Annotated in this window: 15 protein-coding genes; 4 read left to right on the forward strand and 11 right to left on the reverse strand. The window is 34.8% G+C overall.

Annotated features, from left to right (window positions below):
- Positions 1 to 88: 88 nt before the first annotated feature.
- Positions 89 to 598, reverse strand: coding sequence for a GNAT family N-acetyltransferase (locus ACK1U5_RS13090; protein ID WP_000620018.1), 510 nt, complete (start codon positions 596 to 598; stop codon positions 89 to 91).
- A gap of 133 nt (positions 599 to 731) precedes the next feature.
- Between ACK1U5_RS13090 and ACK1U5_RS13095 the strand changes: the two genes are divergently transcribed.
- Entirely contained in the window at positions 732 to 1,085 is a 354-nt protein-coding gene (locus ACK1U5_RS13095) for a PH domain-containing protein (RefSeq protein ID WP_001068217.1), read from the forward strand.
- Between the two features lie 26 nt (positions 1,086 to 1,111).
- Here ACK1U5_RS13095 and ACK1U5_RS13100 read toward each other — a convergent pair whose 3' ends face one another.
- The 3 genes from ACK1U5_RS13100 to ACK1U5_RS13110 form a co-directional block, all read right to left on the reverse strand.
- Positions 1,112 to 1,417, reverse strand: coding sequence for a DUF2087 domain-containing protein (locus ACK1U5_RS13100; RefSeq protein ID WP_000140286.1), 306 nt, complete (start codon positions 1,415 to 1,417; stop codon positions 1,112 to 1,114).
- A gap of 36 nt (positions 1,418 to 1,453) precedes the next feature.
- Positions 1,454 to 1,669, reverse strand: a complete 216-nt coding sequence (locus ACK1U5_RS13105) for a hypothetical protein (RefSeq protein WP_069605187.1) — start codon at positions 1,667 to 1,669, stop codon at positions 1,454 to 1,456.
- A 138-nt stretch (positions 1,670 to 1,807) separates the two neighbouring features.
- Entirely contained in the window at positions 1,808 to 2,002 is a 195-nt protein-coding gene (locus tag ACK1U5_RS13110; protein WP_042890589.1) for a hypothetical protein, read from the reverse strand.
- 51 nt (positions 2,003 to 2,053) lie between these two features.
- Between ACK1U5_RS13110 and ACK1U5_RS13115 the strand changes: the two genes are divergently transcribed.
- Positions 2,054 to 2,806 carry a hypothetical protein gene (locus tag ACK1U5_RS13115; RefSeq protein ID WP_003283506.1) on the forward strand — a complete coding sequence of 251 codons (753 nt, stop codon included), beginning with the start codon at positions 2,054 to 2,056 and terminating at the stop codon, positions 2,804 to 2,806.
- A 188-nt stretch (positions 2,807 to 2,994) separates the two neighbouring features.
- On the opposite strand, the gene ACK1U5_RS13120 is transcribed toward ACK1U5_RS13115, so the two are convergent.
- From ACK1U5_RS13120 to ACK1U5_RS13135, 4 genes are all read right to left on the reverse strand, one after another.
- Positions 2,995 to 6,162 carry a YhgE/Pip domain-containing protein gene (locus ACK1U5_RS13120; RefSeq protein WP_242259204.1) on the reverse strand — a complete coding sequence of 1,056 codons (3,168 nt, stop codon included), beginning with the start codon at positions 6,160 to 6,162 and terminating at the stop codon, positions 2,995 to 2,997.
- Between the two features lie 215 nt (positions 6,163 to 6,377).
- Positions 6,378 to 6,950, reverse strand: a complete 573-nt coding sequence (locus tag ACK1U5_RS13125) for a TetR/AcrR family transcriptional regulator (RefSeq protein WP_069604994.1) — start codon at positions 6,948 to 6,950, stop codon at positions 6,378 to 6,380.
- A 273-nt stretch (positions 6,951 to 7,223) separates the two neighbouring features.
- On the reverse strand, positions 7,224 to 9,173 hold the full coding sequence (locus tag ACK1U5_RS13130) for a M56 family metallopeptidase (protein ID WP_048568193.1): 1,950 nt from the start codon (positions 9,171 to 9,173) through the stop codon (positions 7,224 to 7,226).
- Positions 9,174 to 9,175: 2 nt separating this feature from the next.
- Positions 9,176 to 9,577, reverse strand: a complete 402-nt coding sequence (locus tag ACK1U5_RS13135; RefSeq protein WP_048568194.1) for a BlaI/MecI/CopY family transcriptional regulator — start codon at positions 9,575 to 9,577, stop codon at positions 9,176 to 9,178.
- 229 nt (positions 9,578 to 9,806) lie between these two features.
- On the opposite strand from ACK1U5_RS13135, the gene ACK1U5_RS13140 reads away from it, so the two are divergent.
- Positions 9,807 to 10,652 carry a hypothetical protein gene (locus tag ACK1U5_RS13140; protein WP_113710749.1) on the forward strand — a complete coding sequence of 282 codons (846 nt, stop codon included), beginning with the start codon at positions 9,807 to 9,809 and terminating at the stop codon, positions 10,650 to 10,652.
- Positions 10,653 to 10,705: 53 nt separating this feature from the next.
- Here the strand turns inward: ACK1U5_RS13140 and ACK1U5_RS13145 are convergent, their stop codons facing one another.
- Complete coding sequence (locus ACK1U5_RS13145) at positions 10,706 to 11,005, reverse strand: hypothetical protein (protein WP_001176845.1); 300 nt, start codon at positions 11,003 to 11,005, stop codon at positions 10,706 to 10,708.
- A gap of 132 nt (positions 11,006 to 11,137) precedes the next feature.
- The gene (locus ACK1U5_RS13150) at positions 11,138 to 13,504 is read right to left on the reverse strand and encodes a DUF6359 domain-containing protein (RefSeq protein WP_113710750.1); all 2,367 of its coding nucleotides are present in this window, start codon (positions 13,502 to 13,504) and stop codon (positions 11,138 to 11,140) included.
- 241 nt (positions 13,505 to 13,745) lie between these two features.
- Here ACK1U5_RS13150 and ACK1U5_RS13155 point away from each other — a divergent pair, with 241 nt between their 5' ends.
- Positions 13,746 to 15,098 carry a DUF4026 domain-containing protein gene (locus ACK1U5_RS13155; RefSeq protein WP_000453718.1) on the forward strand — a complete coding sequence of 451 codons (1,353 nt, stop codon included), beginning with the start codon at positions 13,746 to 13,748 and terminating at the stop codon, positions 15,096 to 15,098.
- Positions 15,099 to 15,154: 56 nt separating this feature from the next.
- On the opposite strand, the gene hemY is transcribed toward ACK1U5_RS13155, so the two are convergent.
- Positions 15,155 to 16,576, reverse strand: coding sequence for a protoporphyrinogen oxidase (gene hemY / locus ACK1U5_RS13160; protein WP_113710751.1), 1,422 nt, complete (start codon positions 16,574 to 16,576; stop codon positions 15,155 to 15,157).
- Positions 16,577 to 16,581 lie beyond the last annotated feature (5 nt).

Here is a 16,581-nt window from a genome sequence, read left to right on the forward strand (position 1 = left end):
ATAGGTAAAAGTCTGTTAATGCAGGGGCAATATACTGCTTTTAGAAATTTACGTTATGTACATTCCTTTTCTTAATACCATATATTCTTTATTTAATATAAAAGCCCATCAATACATCATCTCCATATGATCCATCTTCATATTTAATTTGCTTTCGTTGTCTGCCTTCTTCTACAAAGCCCATACGTTTGTACACTTTAATTGCCCGATCATTAACAGAAACTACACCTAAGCAAATTTTCTCTAAACCTTTCTGCCCTTTAGCCCAACTAATAAGAAATTCAATTAATTTCGTGCCGATGCCTTGATTACAATACGCCTCTTTAATCCCCATTCCCATTGTGCCTGCGTGTTGTAACCGTTCTAGTTCATATCGGTTGAAAAGTAAAAAGCCTACCACCTTATAATCTACTTCATACACAATATAAAGATTACCTTTCTCATTACTTTTCCGTATCTTTTCTCTTTCTGCATCAATATCATTCGGTAATTTCTTTGGAGATACTATGAAAAACTTTGTAGTATTTTCCGATAATATAATTTCTTTTCTAATGTTCATTATTGCTTCTGCATCAGCCTCTTTTGCTAATCGTATCATTGAATCACCTCGTACTTTTTCTTTTAAAAAATAATATTAAAACTATAAAACGTCCAATATGCAATATTGCATATTGAGAATCTTTTTACTCTTGATACAATATTCATACATCAAAATAAAAGGAATGTATGCAATGAATCCAATCTTAACAGCTGCAAAACAACTATTACATAAAGAAGAAAAGATTTTATCTACTTTAAAATGTTCACTTACTGGCTATATGATTACGCATAAAGTCCCATATCCTGGCATGTTACTTGCTACTAATAAAAGACTTCTCTTTTTTAGCCAATATAAAAACACATTCATTGCCGAATTTGATTATGAAAAAATTCTATCCATAGAAACGAAGAGAAGAATCTTTGACAAAAAAATAATATTTTACTATGAAGATGAATATATAACGCTTGGATACATTACAAGTTCGAATGTTGAAGCGTTCATAGACTTACTACAAAGAAACAGCAAGACTAGCACAGGCTTATAATCAGCGGGGATCCCCTCGCTGATTCATTATTTTAATTCCTCCCACTTCGTCCAAACTTCTCTCCCGTTTATACGGTACATATTATCCTCTCTATCCATAAACCTATGTACAATAAATTCACGTCTAATTGTACAAAAATCATCATGATATTGTTTTATAAATGTATTAATTTCTTTTTCTGTATATTGATTTCCAGCATCTAACTTGCTAATTAAATGCTCTAACAATACTAGTTTTTTCTTCTTTTGACCTGGAATCGATTTTAAGCGATCCTCTTTATCGAAAAAGTTACGAATGGTCGTATCACGGAATTTCATTTCACTTTCAGTCATTTTATTGTCCTCCATTAATTTTTATACAACAAAACTTTATTGTTTGTCCTTACTATTCTTCTTCATTCTTTTACTTACAACATCCATAAAGTAATACCCACTAATAAGCACATAGTAAACTACAAGTATTCCTAGTGCATCTTTCATATTTATATATTTTTCTTTATGAAACAAGATAGGTGAAAGGGCGTAAACAAGAAAGATGATTAGCGGATTTAAGATAAAATAATAAGTAAGATTTCCTTTCATCATATCAACTCCTCTATTCTAGTTTTCTCTGTAAATTGTTGTAAATCCTTTTCTTTCGTTTAAACTGCACATGCGATATGGTGAAATTAAGGAGAAGGATGATTATAAATGATATTTCACTCTAAAATTGATAAATTTTTCTTATTCATTATCTTTTTTGCTATTTTTCACCATAGGTGCTTCAACACTGCTTCCTCTCTTATTCGATAATGAAGCTACTACGACAGACGTATATATTCTACTATCTATTTTCTTTGTATCTTCTGGTTTCCTATTATGGAATTCCTTTTCATTTTTACTCCTCTCACCCACACTTTCTTCAAACTGACTTACCACTTTTACATTTGCAACCTATTATTCAAATTAACAAATTAAAAATGGTAAATTATGTTACAATTAACTTATACATACTTTGGAGGGTACATAGTGAAAAAAGCTATTATAGTATTAAGCATTCTATATCTTATTTTAACCGTACATACAGGAGCTGTTCTTTTAGGAAAAGAAGATTATAGAAGTGCTATCAATACATTAAAAGAAACGAAAGAAGTCTCTTCATTTCAATCTGCAAAAGACGGTGTGATTTTATTAAAAGGAGCATTAACTACTGCGCAACCTATTACAGAGGAAAAACTTCAAAATAAAGAATTCGCACTCCTTGAAATTAATACGTATAAACGACGAAAAGCAAATTGGATAAACATTGATACAGAGCAACATATTGCAAAGCAGCTCTTACTAAATAATGAGGTTCTTCCTGCATTAAAAGAAATTCGTTTTTCGATGGAACCAATTACACTGTCAGGAAAAGATATTTCCATCGAAGATTACTCACTAAAAAAGGATGATACTCAATTAACAATTAAAAGTAAAGGATACCGATATACGGGAATAGAAAACAAATCAGACACTCTTATTTTTGGCATAAAAAAGGGGGATACCCTTGAAGGGTATAGTGGTTCTGAAATTCTAATAGGAAAAACAAAAGAGGAAATTGCTAGTAATATGAAACTATATACTTTTGCTGAAAAATATGGTCCATTTATTTGGATTGTAGCTACAATTATTCTTATAAGTATCGTTATATACTTGTTCCGTAAAAACAGAAAAACAAATGAACTTTCTCAACCAATGAAGTGAAACTTTAATCAGTGGGGGTTTCTTCATCCCCCACTGATTATTAGCCCTCACCAATCGGGCTTTAATGGGCAGTTGATCCCCACCTAACTTCTTTGCTTTCGCTGAATTTTGAGGTGGGGTCTTACTGCCCATCATTAAAGCGGGATAAAACAAAACTAATAAAAAAAGCACCAAAAAGGTGCTTTTATCTACGCTTCAACCGATTGATTTTCAAGCACATTTTTAAATTTTCGTTTGTGCATCAAAGTTAAAGAAACGATTGTTCCAAATGATAATACAACGATAAAAATCATGAGTATTCCTATGTTTTTCCACATGAAGTCAAAGTCTCCACTCGATACGACTGCTTTCAATCCTGATACAGAGTATGTCATCGGTAACCAAGCATTGAATGGTTGTAAAAACTTCGGAATCAATTCTAGTGGGAATGTTCCGGCACTTGTTGTAAGCTGCATAATTAATGTGATGATGGCGATAAAACGGCCTGCATCACCAAATGCTGTTACTAAACATTGAATTAATGCGATAAAGGCTAAACTTGTAATGATGCTAAAGAGTATGAAGTATGGAATGCTTTGTACTTCTACACCTAATCCGAACAGTAATATAACATCTGCTACTATCGCTTGAATAATACCAACTGATAGTAAAACACCGAACTTACTAATAAACCAACTAAATCCTGATTTTGGAACGCCTACTGTATCACGTAATGGGTATACGATAGATAATAATAATGCCCCAACAAATAAACCGAGTGATAAGAAATACGGCGTAAATCCAGTTCCGTAGTTAGGAACTTCCGCCATTTTCTCCGTCTTCACTTTTACAGGACTTGCAAACATATCATACGTTTTATCCGTCCCTTTTACTTCACCAGTTTTTTCTGCTCCTTCGCCAAGTTTCTCTGCAAGTTCACCTGAACCATCGTTTACTTTCACTAGTCCATCAGTTACTTTTCCTGATCCGTCTGCTAGTTTATTTACACCGTCGATTAGCTGGGTTGAGCCAGTTGATAATGTACCTAAGCCTGTTGTTACTTGACCGGAGCCGTCTGCTAATTGATTTACTCCACCTGCCATTTGATTTGCTCCTACAGATAATGTTCCTAAACCACCTGTTACTTGGCTTGAACCATCTGCTAATTTGGATACCCCTGCTGATAATGTTCCTAAACCGCCTGTTACTTGACCGGAGCCATCTGCTAATTTGGACACTCCTACAGATAATGTTCCTAAACCGCCTGTTACTTGGCTTGAGCCATCCGCTAATTTCGTTACTCCTACAGATAATGTTCCTAAACCGCCTGTTACTTGGCTTGAGCCATCTGCTAATTGATTTACTCCACCTGCCATTTGGTTTGCTCCTGCAGACAATGTTCCTAAACCGTCTGTTACTTGACTTGAGCCATCTGCTAATTGATGTACACCACCTGCCATTTGATTTGCTCCTACAGATAATGCACCTAAACCGCCTGTTACTTGACCAGAGCCATCTGCTAATTGATTTATCGCATCAATTAATTGACCGGATTCATTTTTAAATTTATTTGCGCCTTCTTTTGCTACATTTAAATTCTTACCAAACCCTTGGAAATTTTCAACAAATCCTTTTTGTGCACTGGCTAATTTCTCAATACCCTCTGTTAAAGAGTCCAATTTCGCTGTATTCGGTAGTTTGTTTTGTGCATCACTTGTTTTTTGATTTATTTCGCCTTTTAATTGTTTTACTTCTTCATTTAATTTATTTGTTCCACCTGCTACTCCGGTAGATTTTTGTTGAACTGTCGCTGTACTTTTTGCAGCACTTGTTATAAATGGTTGTAACTGCTCTTGATATTCTTTCGGTAAACTCTCGATTTGCTTTTGTAAATTCGCTACATCTTGCGCTGCATTTTTTGCATCTCCTGCTGTTGATTGCGTAAGTTCATTTAACTGATTTACATTCGCCCCAGCTCCATCTATTTTCTCATTTACTGTATTCAATATAGAAGGGCCTTTCGACTGTATTTCCTCTAAACCTGCAGCAGAATTTTTCACTTTACTATTTAAATCTTGCAAACCCTTTTCAATTTTTTGAGAAGCTACCTCTAATTGGTTTTGTCCCCCAACCAGTTGTTCCATACCATTTGATAAATCAGTTGTTCCTGTTTTTAATTCACCGGATTTACTTACTAATTTGTTCAAACCACCGGTCACTTTCTCAGATCCATTACGCAATTCGCCAATACCTTTTTGCATTTCACCCGTTTTGTTATTTAACGTATTTAAACCGTCTGTTACTTTTCCTGACCCATCTACTAATTTTCCGATACCTGTTTGCATCTCACTTGTTTTACTGTTTAACGTATTTAAACCGTTCGTTACTTTTCCTGAGCCGTCTACTAATTTCCCGATACCTGTATTGCTATTTAGTGCATGTAAACCATCTGTTACTTTTCCTGATCCATCTACTAATTTTCCGATACCTGTATTGCTATTTAGTGCATGTAAACCATCTGTTACTTTTCCTGATCCATCTACTAATTTTCCGATACCTGCATTGCTATTTAATACATGTAAACCATCTGTTACTTTTCCTGATCCATCTACTAATTTTCCGATACCTATTTGCATCTCACCTGTTTTACTATTTAACGTATTTAAACCTGCTGTCACTTTCCCAGATCCATCAAATAGTTTCCCAACGCCATCCTTCATCTCCCCAGATTTCCCTTGCAGTGTATGAAGGCCATCCGTCACTTTACTTGAACCATCATGCAGCTCACTTGATCCGTCGTGTAGTTTATTTGCTCCTTCCGCCCCATCTGCTAATCCTTTTGAGACGTCTTGAATGGAATCAAACATTTTCTCTGCATATGTTTTCGTTAACGTGCTTGCTACTTCACCTTTAATTTTTTCAATGGCTGTTCCGCCAATTTGTGAAGATAAGAAGTTCAAACTTTCGTTTGGAATATATTCTAAGTTTAATGGCTTCGGATCGTCTTTTAGTAACGTTGTAGCGTTACTTGAGAAGTCATCTGGAATGCGCACTAACATGTAATACTTTCTACCTTCCATTCCTTTCTTCGCTTCTTTTTCACTTACGAACTCCCATTTAAAACTTTTATTATCTTTTAAATTATCAACGAGCCCTTTTCCGACCTCAATTGGTTTCCCATCAAATACTGCGCCTTTATCTAAATTGACTACTGCAACTGGTAAGTCATCTAACTGTTTATACGGATCCCAAAAAGCCCACAAAAACATCCCTGCATATAAAATTGGTACGAATAAGACCGCAATAATTGGAATTAATATTTTTTTACTTTTTATAATTTCCGTGAACTCTTTCCGAAGTAACTGATTCCCTTTCATAATTTCTCCCCCTTTTATAAAATGACCAAAATGTTCATGTAGTCATTTTTACCCAAACAAAAAGGCTATACTTGTTCATACATATGCCTTATCCCCGAATTTATTACTATGCAACTTTTTCTTATTATGATTATAATTTTTCTATATCCCCCCTTAACTTAAATATATGACCGTATTGTTCATTTGGTCATTTTTATAAAATTAAAAGGATTATCTTAGTTTGACAATCCTTTTAGTAAATAAAGTTCAAATAACTCTGCAATTTTTTCTTTTTCTAGCGGTTCATGATTTTTTTCCCAATCAAAAATAAGCGATACATATAGACGAAGCATAATAAATGCTGTAATTTCTGGATCACATTTGCTAATTTCACCTTTTTCAATCGCAATCTTTAAATACGATTGAATAACAGAAACGATTTCCACATCAACTTGTTGCATAACTTCTTGTACTTCTTTCGTTCCCATATCGCGCTCTTCTTGAATTAATTTAATCATAAGCTGATGTTCTTTTCTAAATTCCAAGATGCTATATAATGCTCTATGTACATTTTCAAAAAATGAAACATCTGAATGAATTGCACTTTCTGCAACTTGCTTCATTTCTGTAATTAAATTAGAAATAATTTCACCAAATAGCTCTTCTTTATTTTTGAAAAAAGTATAAATCGTTCCTTTTCCTACATTCGCTAACTTCGCTACTTGATCCATCGTTGTTGCTTTATAACCGAACGCTGAAAAAGACTTTGTTGCAGCTTCAATAATAGAACGTTTTCGATCTATCGCCACATTGTCACCTCCAAAAATGACCAATTGGATAATATAGTCAATAAGTACATCTTTGATATTACCACACGCTTACATTCTATACAAGTTCTCTTTTTATTATTTCCAGTATAAAAAAATTTCAGTCAAGTTATATCATACTGTCCATAGTTTATCAAAAAGTATACTTGTATGGAAAGCTAGAATATATTCGTAAATAATTGCTGACTAGATCCCACTAGAAACTTAATAAAATAGACAGTGTTCTTAAAACCAAAGTTTTAAGAACACTGTCTATTATTTTGACATAGAAAGTAATATTTTCTCCATCTCTTTCTTAGTTAGATCATCATCAATTATCTCTTCGTATATCTTTGTATCTCTTGTAAAAATATCATTTACTATGACAATTTGATAATCACTATTCTTACCTTGTGCTGGTACAAACATTTTGAGTCCTTTTAACTTACTCTCTCCTTGAGAATATTTATTATATACCATTTCTTTCCCGTCTAAACTATAACTTTCTAGATTCTCTTCTCCAGGCATCATGTAGTGTAGTGGATCCTTACCACCATTAACATTACCATCCATATACATCCTTGACTGGTAAATTGTAAAACCATATTTCCCTTTTGTATATTCTGATTTAATAACTAATTCTACATCTCTTCCAAAATATGAATCAGCCCATTCTCTCTTTAATTCATAACCTTCAGGTATATAAGTTGGCTCCTTAATTTGATACGGTACATGTTCTTTTGCTTCTTCTATAGTATATGTTAAAGACTTCTGCAATTTATCATTAAAAGGGTTTAATTTCTTCTGAATACTAGCTAATTTTTCTTGATCAGTTTTATTCAAACGTTCAAGATTAATTTCCTTTGTATCTCCATCATAATTCTCAGGCACATTTTTCTTAACCATTGCTTGTTTCTGAATTTCGCTAGCCTCTTTAAATAATTGGACATATTGCTCAAATTCTTTTTTTGTAAAATTCTTTTCTGCCAAATACAAAAGATCTGTATCTCTTTTATATGACTTTATCGACATACCCCATTCTCTACTTGCATTCTCTGGTGTACCATATACTGTTTCTATCGCTTTTTCAAATGCCGCTTTAGATTGCTTATTTTCTACAACCTTTTCCTTCTGTCTTTCATCTCCCTCGGTTATCCTTGCATTTAATAAAAATCCGCCTGCTATAGCTGCTATCGCAATCACTCCAAGTAAAGAAAGACGATACGATTTCTTTTGGAATTTTTTAATCATAATGATTCTCCTTTTTAGTGTTCGTTTATTTCTACTTAAATTTGCTAGGCTTGGTACTTGATAGGAATAGTGTTCTAAAAGGGTAATAATTGTATGACCGTATGCAATTTGTTCCTCTTTATCTATAAAAGTAAGTGCATATGCATCACAGGCTAATTCTTGATCTTCTCGCATACAAAAATAGGCGTACCAAAGAATTGGATTGAACCAATTTAATAGGATTAAACTGTACATAATCCAATTTACAGCTACATCGTTTCTCTTAATATGAGCTAACTCATGGTAAAAGACATATTGTAATTGTTGTTCATTTAATACTTTCATATGTTTTTTTGATAGTAATACTTTCGGGCGAAAGAAACTAAAAACCGTTGGACTTGCAATCTTTCCTGCAAGACGTAATGAAACTGCCTTCTTCATTTTCATAGACTGCTTACAGCGATTAAACACTGTAGTGACCTGTTCGTCCGTAATATCCGGTTGTTTCTTTATGTAAGAATATAAACGTCTATTTGTAAGAAACGTGATGGCTGCTAATATGATTACCCCAGCTAGCCACACATACAAAGCAAGTTTGTATAAAGAAAATGTAGTCTGTTTTTCCGAACTGACTTTTACTTCCGGTTCGCTAGTTTTTGTCACCATTTTAGAATTTGATTCCAATTCCACTTTTCGGTCGCTTTCTATGTTCACTATATTCTCAGTAGCCGGCATATTTTTTGGAATAACTTCCGATACGCTAGAACTATAAGAAAGTAATGAGTAAATGCTATAAGAGCTATCTGGCGACCACGGTAAAAGGAGTCTTATCATTAATACGATCCACAGCATATATTGCCACCGGGGGGTTAATTTATTTCTAAATAGAACTTTTATACATAAAATAAATCCGACTAATATGCTAGCCATAAGTGACGTTTCTATAAGCCAATCAAAAAAATGAGGAAGGTATACATTTATAAGCGTGTTTATCATTTTTATCGATCCTTCCTCTTATTCTCCTCTGTCTTCTCATCTAAAATGCGTTTTAATTCATTAATATCTTCTGAAGATAATTTCTCCTCTTTTAAGAAATTAACAAGTAATGGCTTAAACGCTGCACCGCAAAAACGTTTTAGTAAAGATTTCGTTTCCACTTGCAAATAATTATCTTGTGATACTAACGGGTAATAAGCGTACATACGCCCTTTATCTTGATGGTAAGCAACGGCTTCCTTTTGCACTAATCGATTAATTAATGTGCGGATTGTTTTCGGTTTCCAGTCCATTGCATCTTCCAGTTCTTCTATAATTTCATTAGCTGTTTGCGGAGAATTCGACCAAAGTACTTTCATAATTTCTAATTCCGCTTCAGATATTTTAGGTAATTGATTTGTCATCGTCTGTTTCACTCCTAAGTATTACATTTGTAATCTATAATCAAGATTACAAATGTAATACTTAATTGTCAACCATATTTTAGAAAAATTAATTTCAGCTAAACCTTACTTCACAACAACAAAATTCCTCTTTTTCAAATAATCAAATAAAAAAACAAGAAAATCTTTACAATTAATAGTAATATAGAAAATAGACAAGTTTATCAAAACAGTGGAGGCTTTTTCAGTCATGATGCGTGCACTTCGTTTAAATATAAAGCAAGCTTTTTGTAGTCGTATTTCTTTAATTATGATGCTTAGTGGATTCGTTCTTATTTGCATTTATCACTATTATTATGTAATTCGTTATTTAGGAAACGCAGCAAATGGTCCTATATCAACAGATTTAAAATGGATTGGATTTCGCGACAATGAAATGGATGTTTATTTATTATTAATGCCAGTTATTGCGAGTTTCCCCTTTAGTACAAGTTACAATTCGGATAAGTCCGATGGTTTTAAACCGTTTGTGAGTAAGGGGATTTCTATATTTCCTTATTCAGTAGCGAAATATATCGTTACGTTTTTTTGCGGAGGATTTCTTTATACACTTCCATTCATCTTATCGTTATTATTTTGCAAATTAACCATTCCAGACGGAACACCTACGGTTGGTTCAGGCATCATAAATGCTGATGGAATGTTCGCAAACCTATATTTTGATGCGCCTCTCACTTACATTGCTGTATATATCGGAATTAATTTTTTATTTGCAGGTTTAATGGCCCTTTTAGGACTTGCTGCATCTGTATGGTCACAAAAAGACTATATGGCAATTCTCTTTCCATTTGCAGCCGCCTCCATTCCTTACGTCCTGCTAAATACAATACTTCCTTCAATAGGCGGAGCACCTTTTCATTTATATGATCCGAAACAACCATTGCAAAGCATGTCACCATATATTTTAATGACGCAATGTGCTTTCTTCCTTTTCGTTAGCTTACTTATGTATATACAAGGAGTAAAGCGGGATAGAAAAAAATATAAAAGAAGACTACAAAAAAGAGAGCGGTGTAGAAAAGCGTTTCAAGTATAATAAAACCCTAATTTCCTTACTATATTGGAAATTAGGGTTTATTTACTATTCACTTATGGCGTACCTGCCACTCCCCATAAAATAACGACCGCTACAAAGTAAATCGCTTTAATACCTACAACTAAACATAATGAAACAATTGCATATTTACTTAATTCTCTTCTTGCACCTATTAAAGTGAAAATAACCGCCAAACTAAATGTTATATAAGAAGCTGCTGTATGTATTAAGTTATACGTAATATCTAGATTGCTTGTAAGTCCTGTTATATCAGCTACAAACTGAAGCATGATGATCGTACTAAAAAAAATTGCAAACTGATTCATTACCTTTCCATTTATTTGTAACTGCATTGTTGTCCCCCTTATTAAAAACTAAATATTCAATCAATTTTATCATTAGATTACAAAAAAAGGAATCATCTCTTTATACTATTCTATAACAATGCAAAAAAAGAACGCTTAGTCAACTAAGCGTTCCCTACTTTAAGAAGCCTTCTTCAAATCAATTTGAGCAAGTACTGGGTCGTGGTCACTTACACGTCCGTGTTCTTTCATAATGTTTGAGTTTAAGTGTACTGGGTCTACAATTGTGTGTGGTGCGATATTGTTTGTTACTAAAATATGATCTAACACTTGTGCATTTCCTTCATGAATGTACGTGTAGCGGTTCTCTTTCGGCACTGTGTTTAACATATCTTTTAAGATTGTTCCCTCTAGTGTTTTTAGTGGTTTAGAGAATTCGAAATCGTTCATATCACCTAACACAACAACTGGTGCATTTGTATTCTTTTTCTGAATTCCTTGCACGAAATAATTTACTTCTTGTGCTAACTGAATTCGTTTGTCTTCACTCTTTAATACGAGCGGCTGCACTTTTCCAAATGGCGTTGCATCTCCTAGTTTTGAGTTTAAGTGATTTGCAACGACAACAATGTTTTGTCCTTGGAACGTAAATTCTGCCGCTAGCGGTTTACGTGTACTTTCAAACAATGGATTTTCGTCTCCAATACGAACAACATTTTTATCAAGTAACTTCGGTACCGTCGCTAATTTCACGCGTGATGGATTATAGAAGAAGCCGACGCGAATATTCGCTCCTGGTGCTCCTCCATCTTGATTATTGTTTGGAGCGATTTCTACATACTCATACTTCGGTCCACGAATTTCTAGAACTGCATCAATGATACGTTTTGCGCTTAATGACGCATCTGTTGTACCGTCATTAATTGATCCGTTATTATCTTGCATTTCCTCTACACCGATAATATCTGGCATTTTTAAGTTGTATTTAATAGAATACGCTAACGCTTTTACTTTTTCATCTGTTGTTTCTTTTTTATTCGCTGAGAAGTTTTCAATGTTATATGTAGCAACCGTTAACTTATCAAGACGTGGCTGAATATTTGCCCCTACTTGCTTAAATCCACCATCCACTACAGCTGGCAGTTCTGTTATTGGAGAAATACGGAAAGAACCGTAATCATATCCTACTACCCCTGTTATATCTCCAGTAAAAGTATCTCCTACTTTTGCTACATAATCGCGAGGTACTTTTACAGAAAGGCGCTCTGGGTTTAATTGATTTTCATCTAATAGAGGTGTGCCATATTGTGTTACTATTTTATCTCCACCATTTTTTACTGTTACATATAAATTTCCGTTTTTCTGAGGTGTAATAATTTTTGGTGTTGGCATCGTAACACGCATACCTTCTATACTTTCATAGAAGTCGATTGCATCTTCATTTGGATCAAATAAACCAAATGCATCATTATCAATAATCTGGTCCGGGATTTTCACACCGTTTTCCCCAAGTACAATCGGTGCTGGCAAAGATTGATCTTTTGCGATTACAGCAACGCGGCTCGCTTTAATTTCAGTCGTCGTTAAGTCTGTTTCAAATCGTTCTGCATATCCTGGTCCAACATATTCTTCTACTACTCCATCAACTTGAATAAGATCTCCTACTGCTACATTCACATCTTTTTTATATACGTACATACCTTCTGAAGTAGCTGGATTATTATCTGGCTGATTATCTTCTATATAAAAGCCGTTTTTATCAAGCGCTGTGACAACGCCTTCCACATTGTTTACTTTCTTCCCGTTGTAAGGAGACATATGTGATTTCCCTTGAATGTCATGAATACGAACCTGTTCATTATTTACGATAATAAATGAAAATGTCGAAATTGCTGAAGGAGTAAGTCCTTCTTTTTCTGCGATTGCTTTCACTACACTATTTTCATTCACTATAATTTGTCCATTATAACGAACGCTTTTATTAGTAGGATTAGAGCCATCTAACGTATAGTAGATTGTTGCGCCTTCTGTATTCGTCGTTAATGTTACCGCTGTTCCTTTAGCAACTTCTCCACCGTTCGGTGAAGCTACTACATCGCTAACACGGTTTTGTCCTTCACCTTGAAACTTATAAGCTGTTACTGATTTTAGACCTGGGTTACTAAAATATAATTCAAGGGTCCCAGTCAAACTAACTTTCTTCCCGATATTTTCAGGGTGATCTTTTACATTCACTGCCGTTCTCACATCACCTTTCGGTAACTGAACGGGCATGATTTTGTCTGGATTCGTTTCGTTTGGCGAATCTGCAATTGCTACGTTTGTATCATCAAACTTAGCTGGATCCTTCGTATATTTAGAAGAACTTTGCGTATATCCAACAATATATCCTTCTACTATCCCCTTCGTTTTCCCTTGCTGCTTAAATACTTGAATTGCTTTTTCTACTGACATAGAAGCAGTTTCTTCTGCTTGCGCTAAAGTTCCAGTAAATGAAAGCAATAGCAAGAATGATAAAAAGACACTTAACAATTTCTTCACAGCCATTTTCCTCTCTCTATTTCATATTTTCTCAGCATTTCTATCATAACAAATGATTCGTTATATAGAACTATATTTCGACAAATTTTACAAAAGATTTATTTAATTTACAAGCTTTCAAACTATAATACAAAATAATAATTTTACACCTTCTACAAATACACTCTATAATGTTAGAGAGAGAAAACAGAAAATATCGACATTTAATTGGCATGTAAAATGGATTCATTTGAATAGGAGTGATTGGATGGAAGTGCAAACAGAAACATACCGCGCAGCTATGAATGGAACATTAGAACGTCATTTTTCAGATATGATTGCCGTTATACCAACTAGAATTACAATTGAGCAGTTAAAACAGCGACTAGAAACGATCGCTACTAAAGTTGATGATTTAAAAATTGTTTATAGTGATGAGACAAGCCTTATTGTTGAATTACATATGGGTGAAACAGTCATACCGTATGAACTGCATATTGATGAACCGAACGATCCAGAAGGATATAAAATGTACAATAGACAAGATGCTACAATCGTAGATCGTAATTTTGAAGATGCAGCTTTCGGCACTGAAATTTTCACTCGTACGCTATTTGTAGGCGATGTACTGGACTGCTTTTTCCAGCAGTTACAGTTCTTATGGAATCTCGCCCCAGATTTGTTATTTGTAATCGATTCAAGTGCAGCAATGAAAGTGATATCTAGAAGCTATATTGAATATCACGTTGAAAATGAATTATTACCTGACATTCCTGACTTATACGTTATTCATTCCGTTTATGAAGACGATAAAGACGGTGAGCCTACGCAATATTGGTTTCATACACATGGTCTTTTAAGAGCAGGCGTAACTGAAATAGAGTTAATTATTCCAAATCGCATTTCTTCCTACTACGGCATTAGCGATCTCTTTCAAACATTTGCTAATAATGCCGTTGAGAATGGACAAGTCCCTATGAATGAGCCTATCGTTATCGCGCATAGTCAGCAAGGTTCTATACATACAGTCGCTGTTCCGTGGGAAAAAGGATTATCTTATATAGGGCATAAAACGAGTATGGACCAATTATCTTCAATCGAGGATGAAGAAGTGAAACTACAACCAATAGATGCACAAAATACATTCTTAGGCGGAATGGATGCCCGAGATGAATACCATCAATCTCCATCCGTTCTCTTATTCAAATTTAATACTTCAGAAGAATATATTGAAAGTTTTTTCAAAGAACACGAGGAAGCTACAGGGCTCATGTTCTATAAAACAAATAGTGAAACCGATCGTATGGCTTACAATGCGAAAAATACTTTTGGGTATTTCAGCAACATTTTTCACATTGAACAATCAAATGAAGATTTTCGTTTCCTTGCTAAGTTTGGTGTCTCCTACGAAGAAGGAAAAAGTGAACATATGTGGTTTGAAATGCAAAACATTACGGAAGATTTCATTCAAGGAATACTCATTAATGAACCATATTTCATAGAAGATATGAGTGAAGGAAATAGTTATCATTTAGATTTTGATAACTTAACAGAGTGGGTTATTTATGCAGGAGATGCTGTTATAAAGCCAAATAACTTATATATGTTTATTGGCGAATAAGTATTTTATATAATAAACGAAACGCCTTCAATATGATTGAAGGCGTTTCTTATAATTTATTGTGCGATTAATTCAGCATCTATTACTTTCTCCAAATGAGATAATACACGCTTTGCAGCTTCCTCACCTTGATTCATACAGTCTGGAAGTCCAGCGCCAGCATAGGAGCTACCTGCCAAGTATATACCTGGCAACTCTTTCTCCATAAATGTTGTGAGCTGTTTCATTCGCTCGTTATGGCCTACTGTATATTGAGGCATCGCTTCTTTCCAGCGACTTACGATTGTAAACTCTGGATCCTCTGTAATATCCATCGTCTTCCTTAAATCTTCTAGTACGAGCTGAACGAGTTCTTCTTCAGTTTGTTCTACAACCGCTTCATCACCAGCACGTCCAACGTAACAGCGAAGGAGTGTTTTTCCTTCTGGCGTTGTATGTGGCCATTTTTTATGCGTCCACGTACATGCTGTAATGGTGTAATCGCTATTTCGTGATACGACAAATCCTGTACCATTAATATCGCGCTGGATTGCAGACTTTTGGAAAGCAAGTGCCACATTCGCAACGGATGTGGATGGAATATTACGGAAGAAACGAAACTGCTTGTACTGAGCAAACATGGACGGCAATACTTTATGCGAAGTTGCCATTACGATGGCGTCCGCTTCTATTTCTTTTCCGTTACTAAGAGTAATCGTATAACCATCACCCTGTTTCGCAACTTTTTCAATGCGAGTTCCCTTTATTATCGTACCTTCATGCATCTTTGCTTCGAGAGATTTTACGATAGATTCTAAACCTGTTTTCACTGTTTGGAACATTCCCTTTTTCGGTTCAGCTTTCTCTTCTTTCGGAGCGAGCGTACGCATACCGAGTGAAATACTGCGATGTTCCTGCTCAATCTGATACATTTGCGGGAATGTTGACATTAAGCTCATTTGATCAATATCCCCTGCATAAATACCCGATAGTAACGGTTCTATTAAGTTTTCAACCACTTCGTTTCCAAGACGATGTCTGAAAAATTGTCCGAGTGATTGGTCAGATACTGGCTTTGACCTCGGCATTAATAGATCAAAACCAGCTCTTAGTTTACCAATTGGGGAGAACAGCCCGGAAAATAGAAACGGCGTAATTTGCGTTGGAATTCCCATCATTGATCCAGTCGGCATTTTATGTAACCGATTGTTTACGAGGATAAATGATTGACCAGCTTGATTATTTACAAGTTCATCGCCGAGACCCAATTCTTTCACTAATCTAGCTGCACTTTCTTTTCGTGCTAAGAAAGAATCCGGTCCGCGCTCAATTGTAAACCCATCTTTTCGAACGGTTTGAATTTTTCCGCCAAGTTTACCCGATGCTTCTATAAGTAATGTATCAATCGGCAAGTTTTTTTCATGAATATTTTTTTGTAAGTTATACATTGCTGTTAATCCAGTAATACCTCCGCCGACGATCACAACTTTTTTCCTCAAGCAGG

The organism is Bacillus sp. XB1 (assembly GCF_053557995.1).

What these genes read in the sequence shown, in the direction of transcription:
- ACK1U5_RS13090 (WP_000620018.1), bottom strand. Translation starts at nt 598, where the DNA reads ATGATACGATTAGCAAAAGAGGCTGATGCAGAAGCAATAATGAACATT.
- ACK1U5_RS13095 (WP_001068217.1), top strand. Translation starts at nt 732, where the DNA reads ATGAATCCAATCTTAACAGCTGCAAAACAACTATTACATAAAGAAGAA.
- ACK1U5_RS13100 (WP_000140286.1), bottom strand. Translation starts at nt 1,417, where the DNA reads ATGACTGAAAGTGAAATGAAATTCCGTGATACGACCATTCGTAACTTT.
- ACK1U5_RS13105 (WP_069605187.1), bottom strand. Translation starts at nt 1,669, where the DNA reads ATGATGAAAGGAAATCTTACTTATTATTTTATCTTAAATCCGCTAATC.
- ACK1U5_RS13115 (WP_003283506.1), top strand. Translation starts at nt 2,054, where the DNA reads ATGTTACAATTAACTTATACATACTTTGGAGGGTACATAGTGAAAAAA.
- ACK1U5_RS13120 (WP_242259204.1), bottom strand. Translation starts at nt 6,162, where the DNA reads ATGAAAGGGAATCAGTTACTTCGGAAAGAGTTCACGGAAATTATAAAA.
- ACK1U5_RS13130 (WP_048568193.1), bottom strand. Translation starts at nt 9,173, where the DNA reads ATGATAAACACGCTTATAAATGTATACCTTCCTCATTTTTTTGATTGG.
- ACK1U5_RS13135 (WP_048568194.1), bottom strand. Translation starts at nt 9,577, where the DNA reads ATGACAAATCAATTACCTAAAATATCTGAAGCGGAATTAGAAATTATG.
- ACK1U5_RS13140 (WP_113710749.1), top strand. Translation starts at nt 9,807, where the DNA reads ATGATGCGTGCACTTCGTTTAAATATAAAGCAAGCTTTTTGTAGTCGT.
- ACK1U5_RS13145 (WP_001176845.1), bottom strand. Translation starts at nt 11,005, where the DNA reads ATGCAGTTACAAATAAATGGAAAGGTAATGAATCAGTTTGCAATTTTT.
- ACK1U5_RS13150 (WP_113710750.1), bottom strand. Translation starts at nt 13,504, where the DNA reads ATGGCTGTGAAGAAATTGTTAAGTGTCTTTTTATCATTCTTGCTATTG.
- ACK1U5_RS13155 (WP_000453718.1), top strand. Translation starts at nt 13,746, where the DNA reads ATGGAAGTGCAAACAGAAACATACCGCGCAGCTATGAATGGAACATTA.